The sequence below is a fragment of the Streptomyces sp. NPDC088915 genome, assembly GCF_044749825.1.
Classification (GTDB): Bacteria; Actinomycetota; Actinomycetes; order Streptomycetales; family Streptomycetaceae; genus Streptomyces.
The window spans coordinates 146,017-169,695 of sequence record NZ_JBIVIR010000003.1 but is presented as its reverse complement, the minus strand read 5'-3'; the positions used below and the strand labels follow the sequence as shown (position 1 = coordinate 169,695).

Here is a 23,679-nt window from a genome sequence, read left to right as displayed (position 1 = left end):
CATCACACGGAAGCCCCCAGCACGCCCCACCACGGCGCACGGGGGCTTCCGTGCGTTCGGGGACGGACCGCCGAGGGGTTCAGGCGCGGTCCGCGACCCGCATCTCGAACCAGGTGGTCTTGCCGCGCGGCGCCAGGTCCACGCCCCAGCGGTCCGCCAGCTTGTCGACCAGGAAGAGCCCCCGGCCGCTCGTGTCCAGCTCGTGCACCGGCATCAGACAGGGCAGCCCGCGCGAGGGGTCGCGCACCTCGATCCGGATCCACCCCCGGCGCCGCTGCAGCCGCAGCGCGAAGACCCGGGCGCCGGTGTGCCGGACGGCGTTCCCCACCAGCTCCGAGACCAGGAGGACCGCGTGCTCGGCGATCTGCGGCCCCAGCGCCCACTGGCGCATCACGACGTGCTGCGTGAGTCTGCGGGCCACCCACGCGGACTCGGGACGGGACGGCAACCGCACGTCGTCCTCGGCCGGGTTGCCGTACAACTCCACTGCTTCGGCGGCCTGTTCGTCGTCCGCGGCCAATGACCACCGCCCTGCGGCGGCGCTCGCGCGCTGCCGTGGTTGTTCTCTGCCCTCCAGGCCCGCCATGCCCCCCATCATGGCCGCACGGGGCGGACCGCGGGGGCCGTTCCGCGGGAAACGGCCCCCTACGGGCCCCGGAGAGGTGCCTTACGGGCTCCGGGCAGGTGCCTTACGGACACCTGGCCGACACCCGACGGCTCCCTTTCGGTCAGCTCAGCCGAATTTCGCCTTCCCGGGGCCCTCCTCGACGAAGCTGCGCATCCCGCGCTCGCGGTCCTCGGTGGCGAACAGAGCGGCGAACCAGGTGCGCTCGATGGCCAGGCCGGTGTCGATGTCGGTCTCCAGGCCCTGGTCGATCGCCTCCTTCGCGGCCCGCAGGGCGACGGCGGGACCCTGCGCCAGCTTCGCGGCCCACGCGTGCGCCCGCTCGTACACCTCGGCGGCCGGGACGACCCGGTCGACCAGACCGAGGGAGAGGGCCTCGTCCGCCTTCACCATCCGGCCGGTGAAGACGAGGTCCTTGGCCTTGGAGGGGCCGACGAGGCGGGAGAGGCGCTGAGTGCCGCCCGCGCCCGGGATCAGGCCGAGCAGGATCTCGGGCTGGCCGAGCTTGGCGTCGTCGGCGGCGATCCGGAAGTCGGCGCAGAGCGCCAGCTCGCAGCCGCCGCCGAGGGCGTAGCCGGTGACGGCGGCGACGACCGGCTTGGGGATGCGGGCGACGGCGGTGAAGGCGTCCTGGAGGGCGCGCGAGCGCTTGACCATGGCCACGTGGTCCATGACCTGCATCTCCTTGATGTCCGCGCCGGCCGCGAACACCTTCTCGCCGCCGTAGAGGACCACGGCCCGCACGTCGTCGCGGTCGGTCGTCTCCTGCGCGAGCTCGCGCAGCCGGTCCTGGGTGGCGACGTCCAGGGCGTTCATCGGGGGGCGGTCGAGGCGGATCGTTCCGACGCCGTCGGTGACTTCGAGGTTCACGGTCATGGGAGAAGGTTAGAGGTCGTTAACGCGGCGGGACCCGGTGCTGTTGCTCACAGCACCGGGTCCCGCCGAAAAGCCTCGGAGCGCCTAGGCGATCCACTCCGACCACGGCATGTTCCAGCCGTTGAGGCCGTTCTCCGGCTTGATCTGCTTGTCCTTGGAGTTCTTCACGACGACCACGTCACCGATGATCGAGCTGTCGTAGAACCAGGCGGCCGGGGTCGAGCCGTCCCCCGCGCCCCGGGCGTCCCGGAGGCCGACGCAGCCGTGGCTGACGTTCTCCGAGCCGAAGGTGCTCGCCGAGGCCCAGTAGTTGCCGTGCACGAAGGTGCCCGACTGGGACAGGCGCATCGCGTGCGGCACGTCCTTGATGTCGTACTCGCCGCCGAAGCCGACCGTGGCGCCGTTCATCCGGGTCACCTCGTACTTCTCGCTGATGACCATCTGACCGTTGTACGTGGTCGTGGACGGCGCGCCCGCGGTGATCGGCAGCGTCTTGACGGTCTTCCCGTCGCGCTCGACCTTCATGGTCTTCGCGCTGGCGTCGACGGTGGAGACCTGGCGGCGGCCGATGGTGAAGGTGACGGTCTTCTTCTGCTTGCCGTAGACGCCGGGGCGGCCCTCGACGCCGTCCAGGTTGAGGTGGACCGTCACCTTGGTGCCGGCGGCCCAGTACTGCTCGGGGCGGAAGTCCAGGCGGTCGTTGCCGAACCAGTGGCCCTCGATCGGGACGGACGGCACGGCCGTCACCTTGATGGCCTTCTCGACGGCCTCGGGGTCGGTGATGCCCCGGGTGAAGTTGATGGAGACCGGCATGCCGACGCCGACGGTCGAGCCGTCCTCCGGCGTGTAGTGGCCGATGAAGGTGTTCTTCGGGACCAGGGTGGTGAAGGTGGTGTCCTTCGCCGACTCGCGGCCCGCGGCGTCCTTCGCGACGGCGTGGACCTTGTACCGGGTGCCCCCGGCCAGGTGGGCGGTCGGCTGCCAGCTCGCGCCGTCCGCCGCGATCTCGCCCTCGACCGCGGTGCCCTTGGAGTCGGCGACCGTGACCGTGGTCAGCTTGCCCTGCTGGGCGGTCACCTTGAGGGCGCCGCTGGTGGCGACCGAGTCGGCGCCGTCCTTCGGAAGGATCGTCACGACGGCCTGGGAGGCCGCGTTCTCCTGCTTGGCACCGCCCTGGGCCTCGGGGCCCTTCGCGCCGTCGGCGGAGCCCCCGCCGCCGCAGGCGGTGAGCACCAGGAGCAGCGCCCCCGCCGCCAGGGCCTGGAACCGGACGCCCCCGCGTCGCCGGCCCCGTCCCGTGGTCCCTACCGATGCCCCCGATATCGGCTGCCCGTTCACTCTGGTCGTCTCCCCTCGCACGGCCCGGCACCGCCGCGGCCCCACCCCCGTGCGCATTCACTCGCGCACACGGCGCTAGATAATCACACCGCAGGACACGAAAGATCCTCGTACATGTCACCGTTCCGTCCCGATCGACGTGCTAGGACGACGGAAGCGGCGGGGGTGGCGGGGGACGACAGGAGCGACGGGGGGCGACGGGGCCGGACGGCCGGGAGCGGCGGGGTCAGCGGAGGGCGGACCCGGCCTTCCAGCTCTTCCAGTCCGTGTTCCAGCCTCCGAGCCCGTTGTCCGGAGCGACCTTCCGGTCCCGGGAGTTGACCACCTCCACCACGTCGCCGATCAGGGTCCGGTCGAAGAACCAGCCGGCGGGCGAGCGCTCGCTGCCGCCCTTCTCGTCCCGGAGCCCCACGCAGCCGTGGCTGACGTTGGCGGTGCCGAAGGTCTCGGACGGGGCCCAGTAGTTGCCGTGCAGGAAGGTCCCGGACTCGGTGAGCCGCATCGCGTGCGGCACGTCCTCGATGTCGTACTCGCCGCCGAAGCCGACCGTGGCGCCGTTCATCCGCGTCACGTCGTACAGCTCGGTGACGACCATCTTCCCGTTGTACGTGGTGGTCTTCGGCGCTCCCGCGGTGACCGGCAGGGTGGCCAGGACCTCGCCGTCCCTGCGGACCTCCATGGTGTGCGCGGCGGCGTCCACGACGGAGACCTGGGAGCGGCCGACGGTGAAGCCGACCCTCTTGCGCTGGATCCCGTACACGCCGGGCGCCCCCTCGACGTCCCGCAGGCCGATGTCGACGGTGACCCGGGTGCCGGCGGCCCAGTACCGCTCGGGGCGGAAGTCGAGCCGCTCCTTGCCGAACCAGTGGCCGACGACCTCGACCGGCGGGTCGGAGGTGATCCGGACGGCGCGCTCGACCGCGGACCGGTTCTCGACGGGGCGGTTGAAGGAGAAGGAGACGATCATGCCGGTGCCGACCGTGGAGCGGTTCTCCGGTTTGAAGTAGCCGATGAAGCGGGACTCGGGCACCACGGTGGTGAAGGCGGTGTGGCGGGCCGAGCGGCGCCCGTGCGCGTCGAGGGCGACGGCGTCCACGCTGTACTTGGCGGCCGGTGCGAGCCGGCCCGGGGCCAGGGGCCGCCAGCGCAGCCCGTCGGCGGAGACCTCCCCGGCGACCTCGGTCCGCCGGCCGTCCTCGATCCGGGCGACGGTCACCCGTTCGAGCCGGCCGCCGTCCACTCCCACCTCGACCGCCTGCCCGGTCGGGACCGCGCGGCTGCCGTCCTCCGGGGTGACCCGGATGACGTCGCCGGGGCCCCGTCCCTTGCCCGGCGGGGAGAGGTCGAAGCCCCTGCCGCCGTCCGTTCCGGTGCAGCCCGCGAGGCCCGCCACCAGTCCCGCCACCGCGAGGGCGCGTCCCGCCCGCTTCCATACAGATCTCACGCCCGGCCCAACGACGGCCACCCTCCAGGGGAAACGTGCGTGCGGGTCATGTTGGGAGCACGGCCGTACGGGAAGAACAGGAGGAGAACCACGCCCGGGGACCGGTGGCAGGGACGCCACCGGTCCCCGGGCGCGGGCCCGACGGAGCCGCGGGAGGCCGGACGGTGGCGAGCGCAGCCGAGCAGGAGGCGGTACAGCAGCGTGCCCTGGAGCGGGCGGGACCGCCCGTGTGGCCGGGGGCGCCGACGCCCCTCGGCGCCCGCTGCCGGGTCGGGCCCGGCGGGGTCGCGGGCACCAACTTCGCCCTGTGGGCGGGCGGGGCGGAGGCCGTCGAGCTGTGCCTGTTCGACGAGGACGGGACGGAGGCACGGCTGCCGCTGACCGAGCTGACCCACGAGATCTGGCACGGCTTCGTGCCCGGGATCGGCCCGGGGCAGCGGTACGGCTACCGGGTGCACGGCCGCTGGGACCCGTGGACGGGCGCCCGGTGGAACCCGGCGAAGCTGCTCCTCGACCCGTACGCGCGGGCCGTCGACGGCGAGTTCTCCCTCCCGCCCGAGGTGTACGGGCACGTGCGGGACTGGCCGCAGCAGCACGTGGCCGACACCGTCCGCGACGAGCGGGACTCCGCCCCGCACGTCCCGAAGGGGGTCGTCGTCCACGACGACGACGACTGGTCCGACGACCGCAGGCCCAAGACGCCCTGGCAGGACTCGGTCATCTACGAGGTGCACGTCAAGGGCTTCACCAAGCTGCACCCGGGCATCCCCGAGCACCTGCGCGGCACGTACGCGGGGCTCGCGCACCCGGCGGCGGTCGACCACCTCGTACGGCTCGGGGTGACGGCGGTGGAGCTGCTGCCGGTGCACCAGTTCGCGCACGAGGACCACCTGCTGCGGCGGGGCCTGCGCAACTACTGGGGGTACAACTCCGTCGGCTACTTCGCGCCGCACGCCGGCTACTCCTCCTCGGGGACGGCCGGGCAGCAGGTCGGCGAGTTCAAGAAGATGGTGCGGGCGCTGCACGCGGCCGGGATCGAGGTCATCCTCGACGTGGTCTACAACCACACGGCGGAGGCGGGCGAGCTGGGCCCGACCCTCTCCCTGAAGGGCATCGACAACCGGGGCTACTACCGGCTCCAGTCCGACGCCCGCCGGTACGCCGACTACACGGGCTGCGGCAACACCCTGCACGTGGTGCAGCCGCAGGTGCTGCGGCTCATCACCGACAGCCTGCGCTACTGGGTGACCGAGATGGGAGTGGACGGCTTCCGCTTCGACCTGGCGGCGGCCCTCGCCCGCTCCTTCCACGACGTCGACATGCTCTCCCCCTTCCTCGCGGTCATCGCCCAGGACCCGGTCCTGCGCCGGGTGAAGCTGATCGCGGAGCCCTGGGACGTGGGCAACGGCGGCTACCAGGTGGGGGCCTTCCCGCCGCTGTGGACCGAGTGGAACGACCGCTACCGGGACGCGGTGCGGGACTTCTGGCGCGGGGCGCTGCCGGACGTGCGGGACCTCGGCTACCGGCTGTCCGGCTCCAGCGACCTGTACGCCTGGGGCGGGCGCCGGCCGTACGCCTCGGTCAACTTCGTCACCGCCCACGACGGCTTCACGCTGCGGGACCTCGTCACGTACGAGCGGAAGCACAACGAGGCCAACGGCGAGGGGAACCGGGACGGCACCCACGACAACCGCTCCTGGAACTGCGGCGCGGAGGGCGAGACCGACGACCCGGAGACCGGGGCGCTGCGGCTGCGCCAGCAGCGCAACCTGCTCACCACCCTGCTCCTGTCGACCGGGGTGCCGATGCTGGTCTCCGGCGACGAGATGGGCCGCACCCAGGGCGGCAACAACAACGCGTACTGCCAGGACAACGAGATCGGCTGGCTCGACTGGTCGCTGCCGGAGGACCCCGGGCGGGCCCAGCTCCTCGCCCTGTCCCGGCGGCTGCTCGCCCTGCGCCACCGGCATCCGGTGCTGCGCCGCCGGGCCTTCTTCTCCGGTCGGCCGCAGCGCGCGGACGGGCTGCGGGACCTGGCCTGGTTCACCGCCGGGGGGACGGAGATGACGGAGGGCGACTGGTACGCGCGGACGGGGACGCTCGGCCTCTTCCTGTCGGGCCGGGACATCCCGGGCCGGGACGCGCGGGGCGAGCGGATCACCGACGACAGCTTCCTCGCCGTCCTGCACGCCGACCACCGCCCGCTGGACTTCCGGCTGCCGGGCCCGCCGTGGGCGGAGACGTACGAACTGGTCGTGGACACCGCCCGCGAGGACCAGTCGGGACCGCCGGGCACGGTCCACCGGGGCGGCGAGGTGCTCCCGGTGGGGGCCCGGTCGGTGGTGCTACTGCGGGTGTCCAGGTGAGGCCGGGACGGGGCGCGGGAGGTCAGCGGAGCCCGACGTAGCAGGTGAAGTCGCCGGTGACGGTGGCGTCGGGGCCGACGTAGGTGAAGGTGAGGTTCTCGTTCCCCGCCACCCCGTACTCGCCGGAGGGCCGTCCGCCGGAGGTCCAGGCGGCGGGCGCCGCCCGGTACGCCTTCCCGCACCGCTCGGACGCGAGCCGGTCGCCGAAGCCCTCCGGGCTCCGGCCCTTGACGGTCTCGTCGATCCGCTCCTGGCCGAAGACCCGCAGGTCCGCGTCCTTGCCGCAGGGGACGGGGCGGACCAGGGCCAGGTGGCCCAGACCGGTGTCGTGGGAGGCGCAGGCGCCGGCCTTCAGGGCGGACAGGGTGACGGTGGTCCGCTCGGCGTCCTCGACGGGCTCCCCTGCGGGCACCGGCGGGACCTCCTGTCCGCCGTGTCCGGTCAGGACGTACTCGGCGCGCAGCGAGGTGACCCCCTCGAGGAGGCCCTGTCCGCGGAGGACGCCCAGGGCCGCCCGGTAGTCGGCCTCCGCCCGCAGCAGCCGCCCGTCCTCGTCGAGGACCACGGTCAACGGGACGTCACCGGTCGGCTTCCCGCCGACGAACGCGTACGCCACGGAGTGCGGCAGCGCCTCCGCCGCGCTCCGGACGTCGACGTCGACCTCGTACCGGCGTCCGCCGTCCGGAGTGGAAGCGGGCTGCCGCTCGGGGTCGGCGTGGCGCACGACCTCGGCGAGGGTGCGTCCCCAGGGGGCCGCCTCGCCCGCGTACTCCATGAAGTCGCCGACCCTGTCGGCGAACTCCAGGGAGCCGGAGGCGTCGTAGCGCAGCCAGGTGCCCCGGGAGGTCCGGTAGGAGATGTCGTTCTTCTCCACGGCGTAGACCTCGCGGGCCCGGTCCCCGGGCGCGCGGCCGAGGGCCGCCGCCGCCGCTTCCGGGAAGCCGCGCGGCACGTCCACGGAGCGCTCGACGCGGGCGGTGTCCCGCGCGTAGTCGAGGACACCGGTGACCCGCTCCACGGCGGTGCCCCCGGCCGAGCCGTAGGTGAGGGTGGCGGTGAAGCGGGCGGAACCGCTCGCGGCGGTGGCCCGTGAGGCGGCGCCGAGCTGGTCGGAGAGCCGCTCCTCGAAGACCGGCTTCCCGGTCGGCGAAGCCGTCTTCGCGGCCGGCTCCTCCCCCGTGCCGGCCGTCTGGCAGCCGACGGCCGCGAGCAGCAGCGGCAGCGCGACGGCCGCCGTACGGAATCTCCCGGAGAGTCCCATGTCGTTCTTCCCACCCCTGAATCGATGTGCAGGGGAGGGATCCTACGGGCCGGTACCGGCCGGTGGGCGACGGGTTTTCCCGGCCCCGGGCGCTCAGGAGCGGCCCAGGATCCTCCGGTCGTACCCGGCGGCGAGGGCGCGGTCGGCGGTGCCCGGGGCGACGAGGGCGAGGGTCTCGGCCCCGTGGGCGGAGAGGGTGGTGCCGGCGGGCGGGGCGGCGGGGGCGCGGACGGCGGTCGCGGCCCGCACGGCCGTCGCGCGGTCGGTGGGGTCGGCGGCGCGGACGGCTGCGGCGCCGTCGTCGAGGGCCCGGGCCTGCTCCTGCGTCCGCCCGGCGGCGAGCCTCCCCCGGACGGCGGCCATCCGCAGGTCCTCCCAGTGGCCCCGGCGGGCCCAGCGCTCGGCGGCGGCGAGCCGGTCGGCTCCGGCGGAGTCGGGGGCCACTTCCTTCAGGCGCCGGGGGAGGACGACGGCGCGGTCGGCGCGGCCCGGGAAGGCGGCCGGAGGCGGTCCGGGAAGACTGCCGGAGGCGGTCCGGGAAGACTGCCGGAAAACCGGGTGAACGGTGTCAGTGGCGAACCGTAAGGTCGGACCTGATGCCCGAGAACCCCGTGCCCCCAGCAAGCGCCCCCGACCGGTCGGCGGTGCGCGTCCTGTTCCGTCTGTGGCCGTACGTACGTCCCGTGCGGGGGCGGCTGTTCACGGCTGCCCTCGTCGCGATAGTCGCCTCCTGTCTGTCGCTCGTCATCCCCCTCGTCCTGAAGTGGCTGGTGGACGGGCCCGTCGCGGACCGGGACCCCGGGGGCGTGTGGCTCGGCGCGCTGTACCTGCTGCTGCTCGGGATCGCGGAGGCGGTGCTCTTCGGCTTCCGGCGCTGGCTGGTGGCGCGGCCGCTCGCCGGGGTGGAGGCGCGGATGCGCTCGGACCTGTACGGCAGGCTCCAGCGGCTGCCGATCGCCTTCCACGACCGGTGGGCGTCGGGCCAGCTCCTGTCGCGCGGGACGACGGACCTGATGCTGGTCCGGATGTTCCTCGCCTTCCCGCTGACCTTCCTCCTGGTCAACGGCGTGACGATCCTCGCCGGGTACGTGCTGCTGCTCTCCCAGGACTGGTCCCTCGGCCTGGTGCTGCTGACCCCGGTGCTGCCGCTCGTGCTCGTCTGCTCGCTCTTCGAGGGCCGGTACGGCCGGGTGGCGCGCAGGGCCCAGGACCAGGTGGGCGACCTGACGACGGTCGTGGAGGAGAGCGTCCTCGGCATCCGGATCGTCAAGGGCTTCGGCCGGCACCGCAGCCAGGCGCGGGCCTTCCGCGAGCTCTCCGAGCGGCTGCGGGGCACGGAGCTGGCCAAGGCCCGGCTGCTCGCCATGATCTGGGCGGTCATCACGGTCGTACCGGAACTGGCCATCGGGGCGGCGCTCGTCCTCGGCACGGTGCAGGTCGCGGACGGGGACCTGTCGGCGGGCACGCTCGTCGCGTTCCTGTCGACGGCGCTCGCGCTGCGCTGGCCGGTGGAGTCGATCGGCTTCCTGCTTGCGATGAGCCAGGAGGCGGCGACGGCGACGGAGCGGTACTTCGAGGTGATGGACGCCGAGGAGGAGCCGGACACGGCCGCCGCCCCGGAGGCGCCGCGGACCGGCGGCCCGGACGGGATCCGCTTCGAGAACGTCACCTTCCGCTACCCGGACGCTCCCGAGGACGCCCCGCCGGTCCTGGACGGCGTCGACCTGCACGTCCGCCCCGGCGAGACGCTGGCCCTGGTCGGCGGCACGGGTTCCGGGAAGACGACGCTCACCGCCCTCGTACCGCGCCTGCACGAGACGACGCACGGCCGGATCCTCCTCGACGGCGAGGACATCGCGCGGATGGAGCGCGGCCGCCTGCGCTCCCTGGTGTCGGTGGCCTTCGAGGAACCCACCCTGTTCTCCGCCTCCGTCGGCGAGAACGTCCTGATGGGGGCCGACGACGCGGCGGGCGAGCCGGAGCTGCGGCGCGCCCTCGCCGTGGCCCAGGCGGACGGCTTCGTGGACCGGCTGCCCGAAGCCGCCGCGACCCGGGTCGGCGAGCAGGGCCTGAGCCTGTCGGGCGGCCAGCGGCAGCGGCTCGCCCTGGCCCGCGCGGTGGTCGGCCGCCCCCGCTTCCTGGTCCTGGACGACCCCCTCTCGGCCCTCGACGTGCACACGGAGGCCCGGGTGGAGGCGGCCCTGCGGGAGGTGCTGCGGGAGACGACGGCCCTGGTGGTGGCGCACCGCCCGTCGACGGTGATGCTGGCCGACCGGGTCGCGCTGCTGTCCGGGGGGCGGATCGCTGCCGTGGGCACCCACCAGGAACTGCTGCGGAGCAACGAGGAGTACGCCTGGCTGATGTCGGGCGAGAAGGAACGGCGATGACGGACACCACGCTCACGAAACCGACCGCCCCCGCGCCGGACGAGCCGGACCCCTTCGACCGCGACGACCTGCCCGCTCCCCCGGGGGCGACGGGCGCCCTGCTCCGCTCCCTCCTGTCCGCGCACCGCGTGCGGGTCGCGGTCGCGGTGCTCGTCCTCCTGGTCAAGGAGGCCGCGGTCCAGGCGGGCCCGCTGCTCGTGGCGTACGCCATCGACCGCGGCGTCCCGGCCTTCCGCGCGGGCGACCACGGCCCGGTGGTCGCCGTGGGCCTCGGCTACCTCCTCTGCGCGGCCCTCTCGGGCCTCCTCCAGTACGCCTTCGTCCGGGGAGCGGCCCGGATCAACCAGGACGTCCTGCTCGACCTGCGCGGCCGGATCTTCCGCCACGCACAACTGCTCAGCGTCGACTTCCACGAGCGCTACACCTCGGGCCGGCTGATCTCCCGCTCCACCACGGACGTGGAGTCCCTGCGCGAACTGCTCTCGGAGGGCCTCCAGGAGCTGATCGGCGTGGTCCTCTCCTTCGTCTCGATCACCCTGGTCCTGCTCTGGCTGGACCCGGGCATCGGCGCGGTGGCGACGGCGTCCTTCGTCCCCCTCTACCTCCTGGTGCAGCTCTACCGTCGCCGGGCGGGCCGGGTGTACGGCGAGCGCTCCACCGCGATCGCGGGCGTGATCGTGAAGTTCGCGGAGACGATGAACGGCATCAGGCCCGTCCGCGCGTTCCGCCGCGAACAGACCAACGACGCGGAGTTCTCCGCGCTCAACCACCGCCACGAACGAAGCAACGGCGACGCGCTCCTCGAAATGGCCCGCTACGTCGTGGGCTCGCGCCTGGTGGCGAACACGGCGGTGGCCGGAATGTGCCTCTGGGGCGCGTACCGAGTGGCGGAGGGCTCCCTGGAACTGGGCGTCCTGGCGGCGGCCGTCCTCTACATGCGGCGGCTGTACGACCCGATCGACCGCCTGGGCATGTTCCTCAACTCGTACGAGTCGGCGGCGGCGTCCCTCGCCAAGATCGCGGGCCTCCTGGCCCAGGAACCGGGCGTCCCGGAGACGACGACGCCCCGGGAGCTCCCCCGCCGCGAGGGCGCTCCGGGCCGGGAGGTGGTCTTCGACGCCGTGCGGTTCGCGTACCGCACGGGAGGCGAGGTCCTGCCCGCCTTCGACCTGAGGATCCCGGCCGGCCAGACGGTGGCGGTGGTGGGCGCCACCGGCGCGGGAAAGTCGACCCTGGCGAAACTCCTGGCCCGCTTCTACGACCCGACGGAGGGCCGGGTCCTCCTCGACGGCGTCGATCTCAGACGGTTGACGACCCCCGACCTCCGACGCGGAATCGTCATGGTCACCCAGGAGGCGTTCCTCTTCTCGGGCACGGTGGCGGAGAACATCGCGATCGGCCGCCCGGACGCGACCCGCGCCGAGATCGAGGAGGCGGCGAAGGCCATCGGGGCCCACGACTTCATCGCGGGCCTCCCGGACGGCTACGACACGGACGTGCGCAAGCGCGGCGGCCGGATCTCGGCGGGCCAGCGCCAACTGGTCGCCTTCGCCCGCGCCCTCCTGGCGGACCCGGCGGTCCTGATCCTGGACGAGGCGACGAGCTCGCTCGACGTACCCGGCGAACGGGCGGTCCAGCAGGCCATGGACACGGTCCTGAAGGGCCGTACGGCGGTGATCGTCGCCCACCGCCTGTCGACGGTCGAGGTGGCGGACCGGGTCCTGGTGATGGAGTCGGGCCGGATCGTCGAGGACGGCCCCCCGTCGACCCTGGTGACGGGAGACGGCCGCTACGCGGGCCTGCACCGGGCGTGGCGGGACAGCCTGGTGGGCTGAGGAAGACTGCGGCCGTGAGTGGGGGCCGTGGAGGGGGCCGCGTTCGGGACGTCAAGCGTGATGTGGGGCGCACAGGAACCGGTCACTCCGCCGGGACCCGCATGCGCCGTAAATCATGCAGTCCCGAACGCGACCCCCGGACCGGCCCCCACGCCCCCGAAAAACCGGAGTCCGCCCCACCGCCCAACTCCCACAGGCGAAAACGCGCCTCCGGCCGAACACCACCCGACGCCCACCCCACAGTTCACGAAACGTCCGCTTAACGAACGCGCCCGTACCAGCAGCGGACGATTTCTGGCCAACTTACATCTGCACTCATGACAGGTCCCCGTCATCCCTGTCACTCTCTCCCCGGCTCTCCGAACGAAAGTCCGGAGACCGACGAACGTGCTCAACCGCTCTCCTTGCTCTGCCCGACGGACTCACCCAAGCCCGCCGGTACCCCCCTCGCAAAAGGAGTCCGCGTGAGATCCACGCCCAGCCGTCGCGCCACCGCGACCGGTGCCCTGATAGCCGCCGCCGCCATGATCGCCGTGAGCGTCCAGACGGGCGCCGCCACCGCGGCGGACACCCCGTTCGGCGTCGCGCCCAAGGCCCAGCAGGGCACGTCGGCGAACCCGGGCAAGCTCCCGGCCGACCTCACCCCCGCCCAGCGCACCGCGCTGATCAAGGCGGCCGACGCCGACAAGGCCGCCACGGCCAAGTCCCTCGGCCTCGGCGCCCAGGAGAAGCTGGTCGTCCGCGACGTCGTCCAGGACCGCGACGGCACGACCCACACCCGCTACGAGCGGACCTACGCCGGTCTGCCCGTGCTCGGCGGCGACCTGGTCGTCGAGGAGTCCAAGGCCGGCGTCCGGCAGGGCGTCACCAAGGCGGTCCGCACGGAGCTGAAGAACGTCGACACGACCGCCGAGGTCGCCCCGGCGGCCGCCGAGAAGCAGGCCGTCGGCCTCGCCCGGGCGGACGGCTCCGACAAGGCCGCCGCGAGCCGCGCCCCGCGCAAGGTGGTCTGGCTCGCCGGGGGCACCCCCGTCCTCGCGTACGAGACCGTCGTCGGCGGCCTCCAGCACGACGGCACCCCGAACGAGCTGCACGTCGTCACCGACGCCAAGTCGGGCGCGAAGCTCTACGAGTGGCAGGCCATCGAGACCGGCACCGGCAACACGCAGTACAGCGGCCAGGTGACGCTCGGCACCGCGCCCTCGTACTCGCTGACGGACACCGGCCGCGGCAACCACAAGACGTACAACCTCAACGGCGGCAGCTCCGGCACGGGAACGCTGTTCACCAACACCACCGACGTGTGGGGCAACGGCAGCCCGTCCAACAAGGAGACCGCGGGCGCCGACGCGCACTACGGCGCCGCGCTCACCTGGGACTACTACAAGAACGTGCACGGCCGCACCGGCATCCGCGGTGACGGCGTCGGCGCGTACTCCCGGGTCCACTACGGCAACGCGTATGTCAACGCCTTCTGGCAGGACTCCTGCTTCTGCATGACGTACGGCGACGGCGCGGGCAACACCAAGCCGCTGACCTCCATCGACGTGGCCGCGCACGAGATGACGCACGGCGTCACCTCCAACACCGCCGGCCTGGTCTACAGCGGCGAGTCCGGCGGCCTCAACGAGGCCACCTCGGACATCTTCGCGGCGGCCGTCGAGTTCTACGCCAACAACGCGTCCGACCAGGGCGACTACCTCGTCGGCGAGAAGATCGACATCCGCGGCAACGGCACCCCGCTGCGCTACATGGACAAGCCGAGCAAGGACGGCTCGTCCAAGGACGCCTGGTACTCGGGCATCGGCTCGGTCGACGTCCACTACTCCTCGGGCCCGGCGAACCACTGGTTCTACCTGCTCTCTGAGGGCAGCGGCACCAAGACGATCAACGGCGTGAACTACGACTCGCCGACCTCGGACGGCCTGCCCGTCACGGGCATCGGCCGGGACAAGGCGGCGCTGATCTGGTTCAAGGCGCTCACCACCAAGTTCGGCTCGAACACCAACTACGCCGCCGCCCGCACGGGCACGGTCGACGTGGCCAAGGCGCTCTACGGCGCCACCAGCCCCGAGGTGACGGCCGTCGAGAACGCCTGGGCCGCGATCAACGTCGGCGCCCGTCCCGGTGGCGGCAACCCGCCCACCGGCAAGGTCTTCGAGAACACCGCCGACGTGTCCGTCCCGGACAACGGCGCCGCGGTCACCTCGACGGTCAACGTCACCGGCGTCACCGGCAACGCCCCGAGCAACCTCTCGGTCGGCGTGGACATCGTCCACACCTACCGCGGTGACCTCGTGGTCGACCTCGTCGCCCCCGACGGCTCGGTCTACAGCCTGAGCAACCGCTCCGGCGGCAGCGCCGACAACATCGTCCAGACCTTCACCGTCAACGCCTCCTCCGAGGTCGCCAACGGCGCCTGGAAGCTCCGCGTCCAGGACAAGGCCTCGGCCGACACCGGCTACATCAACGCCTTCAAGCTGACCTTCCCGTAACCCTCACGGGCAAGGCCGGAACGAAGCGACGGACGCCCCGGGGCAACGCCCCCGGGGCGTCCGTGCGTCCTCCGTAGGGTGGAACGCATGATCAGGGTGCTGCTGGCCGACGACGAGACGATGATCAGGGCCGGGGTGCGGGCCATCCTCACCACCGACCCCGGGATCGAGGTGGTGGCGGAGGCGGGCGACGGGCACGAGGCCGTCGAGCTCGCCCGCGAGCACCGGCCGGACGTCGTCCTGCTCGACATCAGGATGCCCCGGCTCGACGGGCTCGCCGCCGCCGAGGAGCTGCGCGGGGCCGTGCCGGGCGCGGCCGTCGTCATGCTCACCACCTTCTCCGAGGACGCCCACATCGCGCGGGCGCTCGGCTCGGGCGTCGGCGGCTTCCTGCTGAAGTCCGGGGACCCGCGCGAACTGATCGCCGGGGTGAAGGCGGTGGCCGCCGGCGGCGCCGCGCTCTCCCCGGCGGTCGCCCGCCGGGTCATCGACACGCTGGGCGGCGAGCGGTTCACCCGCGCCGCCGAGGCGCGGACCCGCCTGGAGCCGCTGACCGGCCGGGAGCGGGAGGTGGTGGCCCTCCTCGGCGCCGGGCTCTCGAACCAGGAGATCGCCGACCGCATGTACGTCGTCGAGGGCACGGTCAAGGCGCACGTGAGCGCGGTCCTGGGCCGGCTCGGCCTGCGCAACCGGGTCCAGCTCGCGGTCCTGGCGTACGAGGCGGGCCTGGTCCCCGATGCGTGAGCGCCCCCGACGGCGCATCCGTCGGCACATCCACCGGCACCTCCGGCGGCCCGCCCGCCAGCACGTCTTCGACGCGGCCCTCTGGTTCCTCCTCTGCGTCCCGGTCCTGTTGAGGTCGGACCCGAACGACGGCGGCTCCTGGCTCCAGGTCGCCCTGGGCGTGACGGTCCTCGGCGGCTGCGTCGCGGTGAGCCGGCGGTGGCCGCTGGCGCCGCTCGCGCTCGTGGTCGCGGCGAGCCTGCCCCTCACCCTGGAGCTGTTCACCCCCTCGTACGGCCCGGCCCTGGTCGCCTTCGGCTGCCTGGCGGGACGACGGCAGGAATGGACGGGGAGCGCGCTGTGGCTGTTCGCCGCGATCGCGGCGACGGGACTGCTCCTGACCACGGTCACGGGCACGTCCCTGGGCCAGTGGTTCACGCTGCTGCTCGCGCTGGCCCTGGCGGTCGTGGCGCCCTGGCTGATCGGCCGTTACGCGCGCCAGTACGACCGGCTGGTGCGCAGCGGCTGGGAGCTGGCGGACCGGATGGAGCGGGAGCAGGCGGCCGTCGCGGACCGGGAGCGGCTGCGGGAGCGGTCCCGGATCGCGGGCGACATGCACGACTCCCTCGGCCACGACCTGGCCCTGATCGCGGTCCGCGCGGGCGTCCTGGAGGTGGATCCGGGGCTCGGCCCGGACCAGCAGCGGGCGGCGGGCGAGCTGCGGCACGCGGCAGCGGACGCGACGGCCCGGCTGCGGGACGTCATCGGCGTCCTGCGCGAGGACGGCGCGGCGGCGCCGACGACCCCGCCCGGCGAGACGGTGGAGGAGCTGGTGGCCCGCGCCCGCGCGTCGGGCCTGCCCGTCACGCTCACCGCGTCACCGATGCCACCCCTCCCGGGGATGACGGGCCCCGCCCTGCACCGGGTCGTCCAGGAGGCCCTGACCAATGCGGCCAAGCACGCACCGGGCGCACCGGTCGAGGTCACGATCGCCCCGGAGCCGGTCGAAGAAACCGTACGGGTCCACGTGCTCAACGGCCCCGGAGCCACGGCCGCTTCCCTCCCCTCCGGCGGCACCGGCCTCGTCGCCCTCGACGAGCGGGTCCGCCTCGCGGGCGGCTCACTGACGCACGGGCCGACGGCGGACGGCGGCTTCGCCCTGGAGGCCGTCCTGCCCCGCAACGCCCCGCCGCCCCCACCCGCGGCCCCCACCTCCGCACGGGAACTGGACCGGGCCCGCCGCGAGGTGCGCCGGGGCCTCACCCAGGCGATCTGGGTCCCCCTGGCACTCCTCACCGCACTCGCCCTGCTGATGGGCGGGGTCGCCCTGTGGACCCAGCACCGGTCCCACCTGACACCGGAGGAGTACGCCCGCCTGCGCATCGGCCAGTCGTCCGAGGAGGCCGCCGACGCCCTGCCCGCCCGCCCCCTGGACGGCCCGCCCCACGACGCCCCCGCCGAACCGCCCGGCACGGACGAGTGCCGGTACTACCGCACAACGCTGCTCGCCGCCCTCCCGGTGTACCGGCTGTGCTTCACGTCCGGGCACCTCACCGACAAGGCCGAGGTGCCCTGAGGCGAAGGCCCCGAGCCGTGGTGATATGGCTTTCCTTCTCCTGGACAGACTCCAGAAGAACGAGGATCAGTCAGCCGAGTCGCTTCCTCGATCTGCTCGCTTCCCGATGGAACGCATCAGACCGACTGCCTGGATTCTCGCGAGAAACTTGCCGAGTTCACCCAAGGACTCCTTGGTGAGCAACGAAGGATTCGCTTCGAGCGCGGACCTGACATTTTCCCTGATCTGCTGATTCGTAAGCTTTTCCACTGCGCCCGACCTCGGGAGGGCACCCTCGTCATCGATCCGGGCATGACGCAGCACCCTCAGCTGCTCCTCACTGAAAAGCTTGGCCAGCAGGGCTGCGGCAAAGCGGGCCGACGCCTCTTCGCCGCTCATGCTCACTCGATCTTCTTCGAGTACGACACCCGTTTCTTTCGAGTTACCCGAAGGCTCGGCATCGATCAAGGTAACCGACTCGCCAGCTTCGTCCGGGCCGTCACTCTTACGGGCGCGGGAAAGTCTACCGCGCGCCGATTTCACGAACGGAAGAGCCTGACCGTTCCACCACCTCTTAAGGCGCGGCGCAGACCACTCCACAAACCTGATAAGGATGACCAGAGCTTCGACGATTTCCTCGAATTCCCATCGCTTTTCCGCTTTGGAATGCGAATCACAGTGACACTCGTCCGCAACGAAGAAGTACGATGAGGGCCCCGTCGACGAGTCCTCATCGCCAGGAATGAACCTGCCATGCCCGGCGAGAGATCCTTCGTCATCATAGAGATTTTGGTGGAGACCACCATCCTTCGACTGACCGGGCGTCAGCCCGTCAGGGTACTCAAAACTGCCACGGATGCTGACCATTCACCACTCCCCCTCAAGGCATACGGGGCGTATACACCCTCGGCCCCCGTGCTCATGCGACTCAGCCGGCGCCCATACAAGCAGCCCTCCGGCGAACGCGACGAACCCCCAGGAGCCGTGCTCCAACTCTACGTGCGACCGCTGACGCTTCCACGCGGTTTGCACATGTACGCCTCTCGTGGTCAGCCCCGGGGAAGCGGTGACCAGGCTTGAGGATCCAGCCGTCCGACTCGGCCTGTCACCGAAGTGCTCCGGAAAGCAGGGCCGACAACGAGAGGAAGGCCGGCTCTAGCTCTGCTTCTTGGACTCCAGCCACTCCACGTAGTTGTGGGAGGCGCTGCTGCCCTGCTTTCCGGGTGAGATCTTCATGATCGCCTGGTCCTTCCCCGGGGCGCCGGTGAGGTACGCCTCGGTCAGAACGTACGGCGGGCCGTCCACGTGGAAGCGGATGCTTCCGTCCGGGTAGGCACTGACGCGAATCCTTCGGCCGTCGGGAAGCGTGACGTCTTCGGTGAAGTGTGCCTCGACAGGCTGACCAGCCATAAGGACCTCCTGGTCATACAGGCTCGATGGGTTCGGCCACCGTACCGTCAGGTCTTCGTGCCCAAGGGAAGTTCGGCCAGCATGACGGCGTAGACCGGGGAGTCCGGGAAGGGCTGTCGTTCGCCCACTTTGCGGAAGCCCCAGGATTCGTACAGGGCCTGTACTCGGGGGTGCGCCGTGTCGACCAGCAGGACGGCGAGGTCCTCGTCCCGGCTGTCGAGCAGTGCCCGACTGAGCCGCTCGGCGACTCCGGTTCCCCGGTACTTCGTCCGGACCGCCAGCTCGGAGAAGGAGAAGGTGCGGTCCCTTTCCGGCGCCGGGTCGAGATGCTCCCGCCACCACTCGCGGTACCTGGTGGACGGGGCTCCGTACGCGAAACCCACTGCCTCGTCGCCGTCGTACGCGATCACGCAGGAGAAGGCCGAGGCACTGCCCCAGTGGTCGACGAACCACGGAAAGCGCTGGTTGAACTCGTCGTCCATCGCGTCCGCGTAGGCATCGGCGTGGATGTCGATGAGCGTCTGCCGGATCCGGGGCAGGTCTTCGTGGGCGTAGTACCGGAGGTTCGGCTCGACGGCCTTCACGATCGGCTCCATTCGGATCGATAGCGGTCCCCCCACTCTTGTGCGACCGTCGCATCCGGCGCAAGAGTGATCAAGTCCCTGTAGAAATCCCCGAGGCGCGACCGCATGCGGCCGGGGATCGGATGCCCCTCCATCAGCTCGAAGGCGGCCGAGGCGCTGGCGCACGCCTGGTCGACGTCGCCTTGGCGTACCTGGGCCAGAGCGAGTTGTGCCGTGGCCATCGCACGATTCCGGCGGAACTGCCGCGGGATCGCGGACAGAGCCCGGTGGGAGGCGGCTTCCGCCTCGGCGAAGTCCCCGATCCTGTTCCGGACGACGGCGGTCAGGGCTGTCAGCTCAGCCGGCCCGTAGAAGGCTGTCCAGCTCGGTCGGGGGTCGGCCAAGGCCGCCTTGCTCAGGGCTTCCTGCGCGTGTCCGAGAGACCTGAGGGCAGCCTGACGATCGTTGTTCGAGTGGCCGACGGCCGCGCGGGCGTGGGCCAGGGAGGCGAAGAGCGGGTCACGTCTGGTGATGCTCGTGGCCTGGGCCGCCATCGCCGAGTCCACCGCGTCCGCATGCGCCCCGCGCTGGTTGGCCAGCATCGCGTACAGATTTCCAGACCTGAAGCTCCGCGATGGAGTCCCGACCCATTCCGGCCAGATACAAGGCTCTGCCCAGAAGGGCGTGGGCCCGGTCCCCTCCATGGGCGTCCAGCGCGCTCCAAGCCGCCGTGGCCGTGTAATCGGCGGCCACGGAGAAGAGTCTCCTGCGGATGCGCTGAGTGGCACCGAGCTTCTGCTTCTCCAGAGCTTCAGCGGCTCCGGCCAGCGCGGCCTTCTCCAGTCCTTCGTGGCCGCCCTTGGTGTCGTCCAGGGCCATCAGCGCGTCCAGTCCGCTGCGGAGCCGGATGACGTCGGAGGTGCCGACCTGCGGAGGGGCGCCCAAGAAGGGGGCGACGACCGCGACCGTCGTGCCGCCGGCGCCGGTGAGGAAGTTCCTGCGGTCCACAGGGTCCTCCGGGGGTGTCGAGGGGCGTCTTCTCGTCGGTGGGCGGAAACCCAGCTCCTCGGCGGTGCGGCCGAACACCGCCTCCAGCGCTTCCCGCTGTCGGGGATGGGGCCACCTGGTTCTTCCGGTCAGCCAGTTGCGGACCGTCCGATCGCCGACTGTGCCCTCGTGTCCCTTGTCGATCAGGTGGGTGTTCACCGCGTCGGCCAACTCGTGCTGCTTCAAGCCGCGCTCCTGCATGGCGCTGTCGAGGCGCTCGTTCCCCTCCACATGCCCACGGTAGTGACTCGGTCTCCGTCCACGGGCGCAGATCGTGCAGAAATTTCCGGTCGGGCACGAGCCGGACCCACGGGATTTTTCCTCCTGCGACGGCCGGGACGGTCGTTCACTGAGACAAGGCCGTAGCTGCTCGGGGAAGACCGCGAGCGGTTCACCCACCCCATCGAGGTCCTGATGACTGTGACTGCCACGTCTCGCCCCACAGGGCACCCCGGGTATTCCCAGACCCTTCCGCGCGAACCGCAGAGCGCGGTGGCCGCTCGCAGGCTGGTGCGTGCGGCGCTGATCGTCTGGGGTCTGGAGTCGCTGATCGACGACGCCACCCTCGTGGTGACCGAACTGGTCTCCAACGCGGTCGATCACAGTCGGCTTCCGTCGATCCGGGTACTCGTCTCCCGGCCTTCGGCGAAAAGAATCCGTGTGGGCGTGGTCGACCGTTCCAAGACCGTTCCGATGCTGCGGACGGATTCCAACGGCGACCAGCTCCGCGGACGGGGGCTGGTGCTGGTCGACGCGCTGACGGAGCAGTGGGGCACCGAGCCGTACCGGTGGGGCAAACAGGTCTGGGCCGAGTTGGAGGAGGAAACGGCGTGAAGGACGGGAAGCCCTGGGTGGGTGATCAGGTACGCGACGAGGCCACCGGCAGGAAGGCCATCGTGACCGACGTCCGGGAGGGTTCGGTCTACATCCTGCGTCCCGTCGCGGGCGGGGGTGCCTTCTGGGAGGCCGAGGACCCCGGCAGGCTCACCGTGACGGAGCCGTCCGGAGGCGGGTTCTGAGAACCGTGGTGCCTTGGGGCGAGGCACCACGGTTCGGGAACCCGCCCCACCCCTACCGCAACAACACCCCCGCCCCCTCCCCCGTCGTCTCCTCCGGCAGGGTCGCCAGGCCCGGTTCGGAGGGGTGGGCGAGGAGGGGGTGGGTGGGGAGGACGCGGACCGTGCAGCCGAAGGAGCCGGTGCGGTCGAGTTCCAGGGTGCCCGCGTACGGGAGGCGGCCCTCCAGGTCGGGGCCGCCCGCCGGCTTGAGGGCGACCGTGCGGGGGGCGGTGAGGGTGTCGTCGGCGTCGACCCGGCCGGTGACGGCCTGGACCTCGACGTCGTCGGGGGTGAGGGTGCCGAGGGCGACCCGGACGCGGACGACCGGGGTGGCGCCCAGCTCCGCGTCGGCCACGTCGTCCGCGAGGCCGTCGCCGATCTCGACGCGGTCGACGGTCACCCTGGGCCAGGCCTCCCGGACCCGGGCCTTCCAGGCGGCGAGCTCGCGGGCCCGGTCCGGGGTGAGCGCCCGGCGGGCGGAGGCGGCGGGGGCGTAGAGCCGCTCGACGTACTCGCGGACCATGCGGTCGGCGAGGACCTTGGGGCCGAGGTCGGCGAGGGTGCGCCGGACCATCGCCGTCCAGCCGGACGGGACGCCGTCGGGGCCCCGGTCGTAGAAGCGGGGGGCGACCCGGCGCTCGATCAGCTCGTAGAGGGCGGCGGCCTCCAGGTCGTCGCGGCGCTCCTCGTCGGCGGCGGCCGCGCCGTCGGCGGTGGGGATGGCCCAGCCGAAGTCGGGCTCGAACCACTCGTCCCACCAGCCGTCGAGGACGGAGAGGTTGAGGCAGCCGTTGAGGGCGGCCTTCATGCCGCTGGTGCCGCAGGCCTCCAGGGGGCGCAGGGGGTTGTTGAGCCAGACGTCGCAGCCGGGGTAGAGGCCGCGGGCCATCGCCATGCCGTAGTCGGGCAGGAAGACGATCCGGTGCCGGACCCGGGGGTCGTCGGCGAAGCGGACGAGTTCCTGCACGAGCCGCTTGCCGCCGTCGTCGGCGGGGTGGGCCTTGCCGGCGACGACGAGCTGTACGGGCCGCTCGGGGTGGAGCAGCAGCGACCGCAGCCGGTCCTTGTCGCGCAGCATCAGGGTGAGCCGCTTGTACGAGGGGACGCGGCGGGCGAAGCCGATGGTGAGGACGTCGGGGTCGAGGACGGTGTCGGTCCAGCCGAGCTCGGCGGCGGCCGCGCCGCGCTGCCGCCAGGAGGCCCGCAGCCGGTCCCGCACGTCGGCGACGAGCCGCTCGCGCAGGGTGCGGCGCAGGTCCCACAGCTCGCGGTCGCTCGCGTCGGGGCCGAGCGGGCCGACCTCGGGGGCGACCCAGGTGGGGGCGTGGACGCCGTTGGTGATGGAGGTGATGGGCACTTCTTCGGGGTCGAATCCCGGCCAGAGTCCGGCGAACATGGCGCGGCTGACGGCGCCGTGGAGGGTGGAGACGCCGTTGGCGCGCTGGGCGAGGCGCAGGCCCATGGCGGCCATGTTGAAGACGCCGGGTTCGCCGCCGAGGGGGGTCTCGTCGCCGAGGGCGAGGACGCGGGCGGTGTCGACGCCGGGCAGGGCGCCGTCCTCGCCGAGGTGGCGGGCGACCAGGGCGCGGTCGAAGCGGTCGATGCCGGCCGGGACGGGGGTGTGGGTGGTGAAGACGGTGCCGGACCGGACGGTCTCCAGGGCGCTGTCGAAGTCGAGCCCCTCGCCCTGGAGTTCACGGATGCGTTCGAGGCCGAGGAAGCCGGCGTGGCCCTCGTTGGTGTGGAAGACCTCGGGGACGGGGTGGCCGGTGAGCCGGGTGTACGTGCGGACGGCGCGGACGCCGCCGATGCCGAGGAGCATCTCCTGGAGGAGCCGGTGCTCGCTGCCGCCGCCGTAGAGGCGGTCGGTGACGCCGCGTTCGCCGGGGGCGTTCTCCTCGACGTCGGAGTCGAGCATGAGCAGCGGGACGCGGCCGACCTGGGCGGTCCACAGGTGGGCGTGCAGGCTGCGGCCGCCGGGCAGGGCGAGGGCGACGCGGGCGGGGGTGCCGTCGGGCTCGCGGAGCAGGGTGACGGGCAGCTCGCCGGGGTCGAGGACGGGGTACTGCTCCTGCTGCCAGCCGTCCCGGCCGAGGGACTGGCGGAAGTAGCCGTGCCGGTAGAGCAGCCCGACGCCGATCAGGGGGACGCCGAGGTCGCTGGCGGCCTTGAGGTGGTCGCCGGCGAGGATGCCGAGGCCGCCGGAGTACTGGGGCAGGGCCGCGGCGACGCCGAACTCGGGCGAGAAGTAGGCGACGGCGGCGGGGAGGTCGGCGGACTGCTCCTGGTACCAGCGGGGGGCGTGCAGATAGGCGTCGAGGTCCTCGGCGGCGGCGCGGAGCCGGGCCAGGAAGTCCTGGTCGGCGGCGAGCGCGGCGAGCCGGGGGGCTTCGAGGGAGCCGAGGATCCGGACGGGGTCGGTGCCGGGCGGGGTGCCCGGCCCGGGGGTGCCGAGGGACTCGAAGAGGGCCCGGGTGGGCTCGTGCCAGGACCAGCGCAGGTTGCGCGCCAGGTCGGCGAGGGGTCGAAGGGTGTCGGGGAGGACGGGACGCACGGTGAATCGACGGATTGCCTTCACGTGTTCCACCTTCGCAGGCGAGTACGGACCGGAGCGGACGCACCACGCTGTGTGTCCGGCGTGCCGCTCCGATGGTAGCCCCGACCGGATCGGAGCAACGGGAACCGACGGGTACGGA

At 72.3% G+C, this 23,679-nt stretch carries 20 protein-coding genes; 8 read left to right on the top strand and 12 right to left on the bottom strand.

Features of this window, described 5'->3' with window-relative positions; genetic code table 11:
• Positions 1 to 79 precede the first annotated feature (79 nt).
• From ACIP5O_RS07395 to ACIP5O_RS07380, 4 genes are all read right to left on the bottom strand, one after another.
• A complete protein-coding gene (locus ACIP5O_RS07395; RefSeq protein ID WP_401289682.1) occupies positions 80 to 598 on the bottom strand; it encodes an ATP-binding protein in 519 nt (172 codons plus the stop codon).
• A 135-nt stretch (positions 599 to 733) separates the two neighbouring features.
• On the bottom strand, positions 734 to 1,501 hold the full coding sequence (locus tag ACIP5O_RS07390; RefSeq protein WP_401289679.1) for an enoyl-CoA hydratase/isomerase family protein: 768 nt from the start codon (positions 1,499 to 1,501) through the stop codon (positions 734 to 736).
• A gap of 84 nt (positions 1,502 to 1,585) precedes the next feature.
• Positions 1,586 to 2,839: an Ig-like domain-containing protein gene (locus ACIP5O_RS07385; RefSeq protein ID WP_401289677.1), complete on the bottom strand. Its 1,254-nt coding sequence runs from the start codon at positions 2,837 to 2,839 to the stop codon at positions 1,586 to 1,588.
• 226 nt (positions 2,840 to 3,065) lie between these two features.
• Positions 3,066 to 4,283 (bottom strand): Ig-like domain-containing protein, encoded by a 1,218-nt coding sequence (locus ACIP5O_RS07380; RefSeq protein WP_401289675.1) that lies wholly within the window; start codon positions 4,281 to 4,283, stop codon positions 3,066 to 3,068.
• Positions 4,284 to 4,447: 164 nt separating this feature from the next.
• Between ACIP5O_RS07380 and glgX the strand changes: the two genes are divergently transcribed.
• Positions 4,448 to 6,649: a glycogen debranching protein GlgX gene (gene glgX / locus ACIP5O_RS07375; RefSeq protein ID WP_401289673.1), complete on the top strand. Its 2,202-nt coding sequence runs from the start codon at positions 4,448 to 4,450 to the stop codon at positions 6,647 to 6,649.
• Positions 6,650 to 6,671: 22 nt separating this feature from the next.
• On the opposite strand, the gene ACIP5O_RS07370 is transcribed toward glgX, so the two are convergent.
• Positions 6,672 to 7,910: a hypothetical protein gene (locus tag ACIP5O_RS07370; RefSeq protein ID WP_401289670.1), complete on the bottom strand. Its 1,239-nt coding sequence runs from the start codon at positions 7,908 to 7,910 to the stop codon at positions 6,672 to 6,674.
• A 93-nt stretch (positions 7,911 to 8,003) separates the two neighbouring features.
• Complete coding sequence (locus ACIP5O_RS07365) at positions 8,004 to 8,354, bottom strand: hypothetical protein (protein ID WP_401289667.1); 351 nt, start codon at positions 8,352 to 8,354, stop codon at positions 8,004 to 8,006.
• 152 nt (positions 8,355 to 8,506) lie between these two features.
• Here ACIP5O_RS07365 and ACIP5O_RS07360 point away from each other — a divergent pair, with 152 nt between their 5' ends.
• The 5 genes from ACIP5O_RS07360 (at position 8,507) to ACIP5O_RS07340 (ending at position 16,926) form a co-directional block, all read left to right on the top strand.
• Positions 8,507 to 10,297, top strand: a complete 1,791-nt coding sequence (locus ACIP5O_RS07360; protein WP_401289665.1) for an ABC transporter ATP-binding protein — start codon at positions 8,507 to 8,509, stop codon at positions 10,295 to 10,297.
• Positions 10,294 to 12,132, top strand: a complete 1,839-nt coding sequence (locus tag ACIP5O_RS07355) for an ABC transporter ATP-binding protein (RefSeq protein WP_401289662.1) — start codon at positions 10,294 to 10,296, stop codon at positions 12,130 to 12,132. The genes ACIP5O_RS07360 and ACIP5O_RS07355 overlap by 4 nt, the downstream gene beginning before the upstream one ends.
• Before the next feature lie 464 nt (positions 12,133 to 12,596).
• Positions 12,597 to 14,627: a M4 family metallopeptidase gene (locus tag ACIP5O_RS07350; protein ID WP_401289659.1), complete on the top strand. Its 2,031-nt coding sequence runs from the start codon at positions 12,597 to 12,599 to the stop codon at positions 14,625 to 14,627.
• 87 nt (positions 14,628 to 14,714) lie between these two features.
• On the top strand, positions 14,715 to 15,371 hold the full coding sequence (locus tag ACIP5O_RS07345; RefSeq protein WP_401289656.1) for a response regulator: 657 nt from the start codon (positions 14,715 to 14,717) through the stop codon (positions 15,369 to 15,371).
• Positions 15,364 to 16,926 (top strand): sensor histidine kinase, encoded by a 1,563-nt coding sequence (locus ACIP5O_RS07340; RefSeq protein WP_401289654.1) that lies wholly within the window; start codon positions 15,364 to 15,366, stop codon positions 16,924 to 16,926. Before ACIP5O_RS07345 ends, ACIP5O_RS07340 begins: the two co-directional genes overlap by 8 nt.
• A gap of 66 nt (positions 16,927 to 16,992) precedes the next feature.
• Here ACIP5O_RS07340 and ACIP5O_RS07335 read toward each other — a convergent pair whose 3' ends face one another.
• The 5 genes from ACIP5O_RS07335 to ACIP5O_RS07315 all read right to left on the bottom strand — a co-directional run bounded on the left by ACIP5O_RS07335 (position 16,993) and on the right by ACIP5O_RS07315 (position 20,156).
• Positions 16,993 to 17,772 carry a hypothetical protein gene (locus ACIP5O_RS07335; protein WP_401289651.1) on the bottom strand — a complete coding sequence of 260 codons (780 nt, stop codon included), beginning with the start codon at positions 17,770 to 17,772 and terminating at the stop codon, positions 16,993 to 16,995.
• 288 nt (positions 17,773 to 18,060) lie between these two features.
• The gene (locus ACIP5O_RS07330; protein WP_401289648.1) at positions 18,061 to 18,315 is read right to left on the bottom strand and encodes a hypothetical protein; all 255 of its coding nucleotides are present in this window, start codon (positions 18,313 to 18,315) and stop codon (positions 18,061 to 18,063) included.
• Between the two features lie 47 nt (positions 18,316 to 18,362).
• Positions 18,363 to 18,911, bottom strand: a complete 549-nt coding sequence (locus ACIP5O_RS07325) for a GNAT family N-acetyltransferase (protein ID WP_401289645.1) — start codon at positions 18,909 to 18,911, stop codon at positions 18,363 to 18,365.
• Positions 18,896 to 19,480 (bottom strand): hypothetical protein, encoded by a 585-nt coding sequence (locus tag ACIP5O_RS07320; RefSeq protein WP_401289642.1) that lies wholly within the window; start codon positions 19,478 to 19,480, stop codon positions 18,896 to 18,898. Before ACIP5O_RS07320 ends, ACIP5O_RS07325 begins: the two co-directional genes overlap by 16 nt.
• A complete protein-coding gene (locus ACIP5O_RS07315) occupies positions 19,398 to 20,156 on the bottom strand; it encodes a helix-turn-helix domain-containing protein (protein ID WP_401289639.1) in 759 nt (252 codons plus the stop codon). Before ACIP5O_RS07315 ends, ACIP5O_RS07320 begins: the two co-directional genes overlap by 83 nt.
• Positions 20,157 to 20,417: 261 nt before the next feature.
• Between ACIP5O_RS07315 and ACIP5O_RS07310 the strand changes: the two genes are divergently transcribed.
• On the top strand, positions 20,418 to 20,759 hold the full coding sequence (locus tag ACIP5O_RS07310) for an ATP-binding protein (RefSeq protein ID WP_401289637.1): 342 nt from the start codon (positions 20,418 to 20,420) through the stop codon (positions 20,757 to 20,759).
• Positions 20,756 to 20,944 (top strand): hypothetical protein, encoded by a 189-nt coding sequence (locus ACIP5O_RS07305; protein WP_401289635.1) that lies wholly within the window; start codon positions 20,756 to 20,758, stop codon positions 20,942 to 20,944. The genes ACIP5O_RS07310 and ACIP5O_RS07305 overlap by 4 nt, the downstream gene beginning before the upstream one ends.
• Positions 20,945 to 20,996: 52 nt before the next feature.
• Here ACIP5O_RS07305 and glgP read toward each other — a convergent pair whose 3' ends face one another.
• Positions 20,997 to 23,561, bottom strand: a complete 2,565-nt coding sequence (glgP, locus tag ACIP5O_RS07300; RefSeq protein ID WP_401289632.1) for an alpha-glucan family phosphorylase — start codon at positions 23,559 to 23,561, stop codon at positions 20,997 to 20,999.
• Positions 23,562 to 23,679: the final 118 nt, after the last annotated feature.

Coding starts and splice junctions, on each gene's coding strand:
- ACIP5O_RS07335 (WP_401289651.1), bottom strand. CDS start 17,772: ATGGTCAGCATCCGTGGCAGTTTTGAGTACCCTGACGGGCTGACGCCC.
- ACIP5O_RS07340 (WP_401289654.1), top strand. CDS start 15,364: ATGCGTGAGCGCCCCCGACGGCGCATCCGTCGGCACATCCACCGGCAC.
- ACIP5O_RS07390 (WP_401289679.1), bottom strand. CDS start 1,501: ATGACCGTGAACCTCGAAGTCACCGACGGCGTCGGAACGATCCGCCTC.
- ACIP5O_RS07345 (WP_401289656.1), top strand. CDS start 14,715: ATGATCAGGGTGCTGCTGGCCGACGACGAGACGATGATCAGGGCCGGG.
- ACIP5O_RS07395 (WP_401289682.1), bottom strand. CDS start 598: ATGATGGGGGGCATGGCGGGCCTGGAGGGCAGAGAACAACCACGGCAG.
- ACIP5O_RS07360 (WP_401289665.1), top strand. CDS start 8,507: ATGCCCGAGAACCCCGTGCCCCCAGCAAGCGCCCCCGACCGGTCGGCG.
- ACIP5O_RS07325 (WP_401289645.1), bottom strand. CDS start 18,911: ATGGAGCCGATCGTGAAGGCCGTCGAGCCGAACCTCCGGTACTACGCC.
- ACIP5O_RS07355 (WP_401289662.1), top strand. CDS start 10,294: ATGACGGACACCACGCTCACGAAACCGACCGCCCCCGCGCCGGACGAG.
- ACIP5O_RS07330 (WP_401289648.1), bottom strand. CDS start 18,315: ATGGCTGGTCAGCCTGTCGAGGCACACTTCACCGAAGACGTCACGCTT.
- ACIP5O_RS07370 (WP_401289670.1), bottom strand. CDS start 7,910: ATGGGACTCTCCGGGAGATTCCGTACGGCGGCCGTCGCGCTGCCGCTG.
- ACIP5O_RS07320 (WP_401289642.1), bottom strand. CDS start 19,480: ATGCTGGCCAACCAGCGCGGGGCGCATGCGGACGCGGTGGACTCGGCG.